At 52.2% G+C, this 6,956-nt stretch carries 4 protein-coding genes; 3 read left to right on the top strand and 1 reads right to left on the bottom strand.

What is annotated here, in order from left to right; translation table 11 throughout:
- The first annotated feature begins 273 nt into the window (after nucleotides 1-273).
- The 3 genes from AAF564_24930 to AAF564_24940 all read left to right on the top strand — a co-directional run bounded on the left by AAF564_24930 (nucleotide 274) and on the right by AAF564_24940 (nucleotide 6,461).
- Entirely contained in the window at nucleotides 274-1,227 is a 954-nt protein-coding gene (locus AAF564_24930) for a homocysteine S-methyltransferase family protein (protein MEM8488813.1), read from the top strand.
- A gap of 175 nt (nucleotides 1,228-1,402) precedes the next feature.
- Nucleotides 1,403-4,561, top strand: a complete 3,159-nt coding sequence (locus tag AAF564_24935) for a carboxypeptidase regulatory-like domain-containing protein (protein ID MEM8488814.1) — start codon at nucleotides 1,403-1,405, stop codon at nucleotides 4,559-4,561.
- A 247-nt stretch (nucleotides 4,562-4,808) separates the two neighbouring features.
- Complete coding sequence (locus tag AAF564_24940; protein ID MEM8488815.1) at nucleotides 4,809-6,461, top strand: hypothetical protein; 1,653 nt, start codon at nucleotides 4,809-4,811, stop codon at nucleotides 6,459-6,461.
- Between the two features lie 93 nt (nucleotides 6,462-6,554).
- Here the strand turns inward: AAF564_24940 and AAF564_24945 are convergent, their stop codons facing one another.
- A complete protein-coding gene (locus AAF564_24945) occupies nucleotides 6,555-6,809 on the bottom strand; it encodes a hypothetical protein (protein MEM8488816.1) in 255 nt (84 codons plus the stop codon).
- Between the last annotated feature and the right edge of the window lie 147 nt (nucleotides 6,810-6,956).

Raw genomic sequence — 6,956 nt, forward strand, 5'->3', positions numbered from 1 at the left:
CGATTTTCGAATGCCGATTTTCGAATGCCGATTTTCGAATGCCGATTTTCGAATGCCGATTTTCGAATGCCGATTTTCGAATGCCGATTTTCGAATGCCGATTGATGTTCTTTTTTGTCAAAGGCACATACAAAAGCATCACTACCTGTGCTGGAATAGTGCAAAACGGAAGCACGGAAATACGAAAAACCTTATCGCAAAACCTTACATCGTGAGGTAATTACTTACGCCAATAAGGGTGAACACGAACCCATTCACTTTTATTGATAGATTATGTCCAGCCCAATTGCAGATATCCGCACACTTATAAACAGCACAACTTTTCTCACAGACGGCGGCCTCGAGACCACGCTCATCTTCGACAAAAAGCTCGAACTGCCCCACTTTGCGGCATTCCCGCTGCTTGAAGACCCAAACCGGTTGCAGGTCGTTATGGATTACTACATCCCGTACCTTGAACTGGCAAAAAAATACAAAACAGGGTTTATCCTGGAGAGCGCGACGTACAAGGCAAATCCTGAAACAGGATACCAACTGGGGTACACGCAAGAAGAATTAAACGATGTCAACCAGCTTGCTATTGCGCAGTTGAAAGTGCTCAAACAGCGGTATAAAAATGACATGGGCCCGATTCTGATTAGCGGCTGTATGGGACCGGGTAAAGACGGGTATTCGCTCGAGTCCCGCATGACGATTGGCGAAGCACAAGCCCTGCATTCCCATCAGGTTGAGGCATTCAAGGCTGCCGGCGCGGACCTCGTTTCAGCTTTTACCCTCAACTATGCCGAAGAAGCCATCGGCATCACAAAAGCCGCAAAGGCAGCCGGCATCAATGTCGCCATTTCTTTCACCCTGGAAACAGACGGACGGCTTATTGATGGCACCTCACTGCGCGATGTCATCACAGAGGTTGACGAAGCAACCGATGCGTATCCGGCCTACTACATGATTAATTGCGCGCACCCAACGCACTTCTACGCGCAAGTTGCTGATGATGAAGTGTGCAACAAACGGGTTAAGGCCGTCCGCGCCAACGCTTCCTGCAAAAGCCATGCAGAGCTGGATGAGTCTACCGAGTTGGACCCCGGGGACCGGCAAGAACTGGCTGCCCGCTACGGAGAATTGCGCCATGGCCTCCCGGGCATCAATGTATGGGGCGGCTGTTGCGGCACCGACAGCACACACCTTGCAGCCATTTGCGAGGAGTTGATGCACGTTGCGGCATAACTGAAGCCATCTTTTCTACTATAAAAAGGAGATGCCGCGTACGTTTTGCAAAAACGACTGCAGCATCTCCTTTTTTATCATAATCGCACATAAATCGTGGTAACATTTCCCTAACACACACAACACAACTGACATCACTGAACAATTCCCTCTGTTAACCACCCGTTTGAAGTTGATGTCAGGTAGAAGTGCTTTGTTGTTGCTGCTCGTTTTTCTAGGAGCAATCCTCCCCAAACCCATCTACGCCCAGGTTACCCACGCACTTATTCAGGGCACGGTGCTAGACGAATCAGAAGCACCCCTCGCCGGCGCAAATGTCGTAGCCATCCACGAACCCTCCGGCACCTGGTACGGCACAGCCACCCAGGCCGACGGTAGATACACACTCCCCAATCTGCAGCCCGGCGGCCCCTACACGCTCTCTGTATCCTTCATCGGCTATGACACCCAGCAGGAAACGCAGCTCTTTGTACAACTGAGCACAACGTCTATTTTTGAGTTTCAACTCACGCCTTCAGACATTACACTTGGCGAAATTGTGATTGCCTACGACAATGCGGCCCTCTTTGACGCTGACCGCAAAGGCGTAGCCAGCAACGTTAACCAGGAGCAGATTGAACGATTGCCATCGCTCAACAGAAGCCTTCAGGACATGACGCGGATTACACCGCAAGGCAACACAAACGTTTTTGCCGGCACAAACTACCGCTTCAACCACCTGAGCATAGACGGCGCAGCCCACAATGATGTACTCGGCTTTCAAGAGCCGGCAAGCGGCGCAGGCGGCACCGTTGCCTCAGGCACTCCGGGCGCCCTTGCAAACGCGCAGCCAATTAGCCTTGATGCTATTGCTGAAGTCCAGGTTGCCATTGCGCCGTTTGACGTCCGCCTGGGCAACTTCACAGGCGCCAACCTGAATGCCGTCACGCGCCGCGGCAGCAACCAAATTGAAGGCGCTGCCTACGCATTTGGTCGCAACGAAAACCTCGCCGGCAAAGACATCAACGGCAATGCACTTGAGTCCTTTCACGACTATAGTTCTGGCTTTCGGATTGGCGGGCCGCTTATTCGAAACAAGCTCTTTGCGTTTGCCAATTATGAACTCAGCCGCAGGGCTGAACCGGTGCTTGCCGTGCCAGGCTCCGCGGGATCCAATATTCCGATCGATGTAGTAACCGCAATTTCGGATACGCTGGAAAGCAGATTGGGCTACAACCCCGGTGCCTTTGGCCGGCTCACGAATAACCGCATTAACGACAAGCTCTTTGTCCGATTCGACTATAACCTGGGTAAAAACCACAAACTCAGCCTCCGTCACAACCTCGTCGACGCTAGCGCAGACAACCTCTCCCGCAGCGAAGGAGTTTTCAAATATTCCAGCCAATCGTTCAACCACCAGAGCCGGACAAACAGTACGGTTGCAGAATGGAAAGCTACCTTTGGTAACCGGGCCAGTAACCACATGATTGTTGGCTACAACAACGTGGAAGACAATCGCGAATTTGACGGTGATGTATTTCCCCACGTCGAAATCAACTACAATACGTCGAATCAGATTTTCCTCGGCACCTACCGGGAAGCTTCCGTTTATGGGCTCTCTGTTGGCTCGGTGCAGTTCACAAACAACTACAGCCTGTACCGGGGCAAACATACGATCACAATCGGCACCAGCAATGAATTCCACCGCCTCCAGTACCGCTTCCTTACTGCGTGGAATGGCCGTTGGGCGTATCGTTCGGTGGATGACTTTTTTGCCGATAGCCCAAGCCGGGTACGTGGCGCCTACAATCTGTTGAACAATGATTTCAACTTCAACCGCAATCGCCCATCAGCCGACCTGCGGGTATTTCTGCTGAGCGGTTACATCCAGGATGAGATCCGGGTTAGCGAGCGACTGGCGCTTACGATAGGTGCTAGGCTGGATATGCAGGTACAACCAGACCAGGTGCCTATTAATCCAGAAGTCCAAAACACACCGGCGTTTGCCGGCTTCGATAACGACTTCGGTGGCGCCCCACAGATCAATCCACGCGTTGGATTCAATTACGCCTTACGCGAGGATCGCTCGATGCAGCTCAGGGGTGGACTTGGCCTATTTACAGGGCGAATTCCTTTTGTATGGAATGCGTATGCACACTACGTTTCTGGGCTCGAATATGGCAACGTTGACATCCGCCCAGACGGTGACTTCCCGCTAGAAAGAGACATTTCTGCGCTTAGCGATTTACAGCCCGGCTTAACTGAAATCAACCTTGTCGACAACGATTTCAAGTTACCCCGCGTGGCGCGACTGAGCCTTGCTTATGATGTCAAGCTCCCGGCGCAGACCTCTTTGACATTGGAAGGCGTGTTTTCCAAATCACTAGATGCGATCCAGTTTCAATCCATCAACCTGAATCCCGCAACTGCGACATTCAACGGCGCAGATCAGCGGCTGTACTACACCAGTTCTGGCGAAGAACGCAAGATCAATCCAAACTTTACCAACGTCTTCCTCCTCACCAACACGGACAAAGGCTACCAGTATAATTTAACCGCCCAACTTCGGACCCAGTTTAGCGCAAACGTCGCAATGACTACGGCTTACACGTATGGTGAGAGCAAAGATGTATCTAATGGCGTGCGCAACTCGATGGCGGCAAACTTCAACTGGAACCAATCGGTATTCTCGAACGACCCGGGATTGGCGTACTCTAATTTTGACTTGCGCCATCGGGTACTTGCAACCGTTGATGCGCGCAAGCTATGGAAAGCCGGCCACGAGACCTACGCCAGTTTTCTCATCAACGCCCAATCAGGCAGCCCTTTCTCGTTCACCTACTCCGGCGACTTGAACAGAGATGGGTCATCAAGAAACGACCTGATCTTTGTACCAGGAGACGCCAGCGAAATCAACCTGCTGCCTTACGAAGACGCGCTGGGTAACACCGTCGATGCGGCAACACAGTGGGCAAACCTGGATGCGTATATCTCGAACAATGATTACCTCGACAGCCGGCGCGGCACCTACGCAGAGCGTAATGGCAGCCGCACCCCGTGGAATTTCCAGATCGACATGCGGCTTGCACACCGCATAGAAATCAAAAGCCGGCGTACGCAATCCGTTGAGCTTTCCCTCGACATCTTCAACCTGGGCGACCTTATCCACGAGCGGCTTGGCCGGCAGACCTTTGTACCCAACGAAACCAATGCCTCTTTCCAACTGCTGGAATTTGAAACCATTGAAGATGGGACCCCCTACTTTCAGTTCAAAAACCCAACCGGCACCCCCTGGCAGATCGACCCACTGGCTTCAAGGTGGCAAGCACAGTTTGGTGTGCGCTATTCGTTTTAGTTTAGCAATACCCCCCTCCTCCACGTCATCCCGGACTTGATCCGGGACCCAGATGCCTTACCTCAACCACGACTGCTAACCAGAGCAAACTGCCTCCCCAGATTCCTCGGCTTCGCTCGGAATGACATGGGCCAAGCAGATCGCATTCAGCATTCCACAATCCACAATCCACAATCACCACCGGCTTTTCTACTTGAAGCATTCTATCTTACTTCCCCCACCCCAGGAAGCAAAATAGCCTGCCAAGATGAAATCGTTCGTGTTCGATAAATACTTTTCACTCTTTTTTGCGGCACTACTGTTCAGCGTAACACCAGTTCATGGGCAGTCAACAGCAAATAGTCATGATGAGTTGTTGACCTTCTTTGACGCGTGGCGCGCTTTCGAAAAGCCGCCGATGCTGGATGGCGCACCTGACTATACAGCAACAACTTTTGCGACGAGGCATGAAGCCTTTTTGCCCATGCGCGAACAGCTGCTTGCAATGGATACAACCGGGTGGTCTGTAGCTGAGCGCGTTGACTGGCACATCGTGCGCGCTGAGATGAACGGGTTTGATTTCAACCACCGCGTATTAAAACCGTGGGTAAGAGACCCTGCGTATTACAGCTCGATCTGGATGGGTCGCAGCGATGTGCCGGCCCACGAAGGCCCTAACCACCACGCCCTTATAGAATTCTGGACCTATGAACTCCCGCTCTCGCCAGTAGCAGAACAACGCCTGACAAAAGAACTTGCAGTCATCCCGCCGTTGATGGCGCAAGCCAAACTTAATCTAACCGGTAACGCCCGCGAACTATGGATCACAGGCATCCGCGACATCAAAGCCCAGGTACGCAGCCTCAACATGATCAAACAGAAAGTCGGTGATGATGCAGGCGCAGCATTGCTGGAGGTGATCGAAGCCGGCATCGCTGCCTCCCAGGATTTGATCACCTGGCTCGAAGAACAGGCACCGCACAAAGACGGCCCGTCGGGCATTGGCAAAGACAACTATACCTGGTACCAGCAGCACGTACACCTCGTGCCGCTTACCTGGGAAGATGAAGTCCGCTTACTCAAACGCGAACTTGACCGGGCCTGGTCTTCGTTGAAGCTCGAAGAAAACCGTAACCGCAATTTGCCGCCTATGGTCGCTGCATCAAATCCGGCAGCATACGACGCCAATGCAGACAGGGCTGCAACACGATTAATGGAATTTCTAGAAGAAGAAGAAATCCTCACGGTAACCGATTACATGGAGCCGGCGCTACGCGTGCGCCTGGGCAGCTTTGTCCCCGAAGCCATCCGCAACTTCTTCTGGATTGGTGCCCATTACGATCCACTCCCGCTTTACACGCACTTCTATCACTGGTTTGAGCTGGCACGTATGGATCGCACGCCACATCCAAGCCCGGTGCGCGGCCCTTCGCTTTACAACATATTCGACAGCCGCAACGAAGGCACCGCCACCGGCGTCGAGGAGATGTTTATGCATGCCGGCCTGTACGACGATAGCCCGCGTTCGCGTGAAATTGTCTGGATTCTTCTCGCCCAACGCGCTGCACGTGGACTGGGCTCGCTCTACGCGCATGCCAACGAGATGACCATGGAAGAAGCCGGTGGCATTCACATGGACTGGACTCCCCGTGGATGGATGAAAACCGAAAAAGAACTCCTCATTTTCGAGCAGCATCTCTACCTCCGTCAACCTGGATACGGCACAAGTTACATCACAGGCAAGTACCTGCTGGAACGCACATTGGCTGACTATGCAAAACTTATGGAAGAGAAAGGCCAGCCTTTCAGCCTGAAAGCATTCTTCGATGAACTCAACCGGATTGACAGTATCCCCATTTCACTAGCCAGATGGGAAATGACCGGGCTGGACGATGAGATCAGACAGTTAAGCACCCCATAGTCACCACGCAAATGCCTCACCACGTCATGCCGGACTTGATCCGGTATCCACAGGTATGTCTGACACGCATACCTGGCTACCAAAAAATGGCGATTACATATCTGGAATGCTGATCTTCTTCGCAGTAACCATTTCAACCGGTTCTTTAAAAACAAGCGGATCGTTTGCCTTGGTGTAGAAGGCCAAACCCTTGTAGCTTGTCAGATATTTGTGCGTTGTACGGATCACCTTCGTCGGCGCATATACAATCAGTGGCTTTTCACTTTGACCGGCGATTTTCAAAAACTCCGCCGGCTCAACCTGCACAACCACACCCGAAGCCTTGATCGCGTTGGCAACAGCATTCATCACAACAACAGCAGCACCACTCATAATACTTAACCCTTTTGTTCTAAATACTCAGTCGCCATGCATCTGATGGATGGTTCGTAAACCACCTCAAGGCAAACGGAAAGAAATAAGGCCCAAACCTTCAACCTGAAACATTCAACGGCA

It is taken from the genome of Bacteroidota bacterium (assembly GCA_039111535.1).
In the GTDB taxonomy this organism is placed as follows: domain Bacteria; phylum Bacteroidota; class Rhodothermia; order Rhodothermales; family JAHQVL01; genus JBCCIM01.

Bases quoted from the DNA above. Each gene is read 5' to 3' on its own strand.
- AAF564_24940 (MEM8488815.1), top strand. From the start codon at position 4,809: ATGAAATCGTTCGTGTTCGATAAATACTTTTCACTCTTTTTTGCGGCA.
- AAF564_24930 (MEM8488813.1), top strand. From the start codon at position 274: ATGTCCAGCCCAATTGCAGATATCCGCACACTTATAAACAGCACAACT.
- AAF564_24945 (MEM8488816.1), bottom strand. From the start codon at position 6,809: ATGAATGCTGTTGCCAACGCGATCAAGGCTTCGGGTGTGGTTGTGCAG.
- AAF564_24935 (MEM8488814.1), top strand. From the start codon at position 1,403: ATGTCAGGTAGAAGTGCTTTGTTGTTGCTGCTCGTTTTTCTAGGAGCA.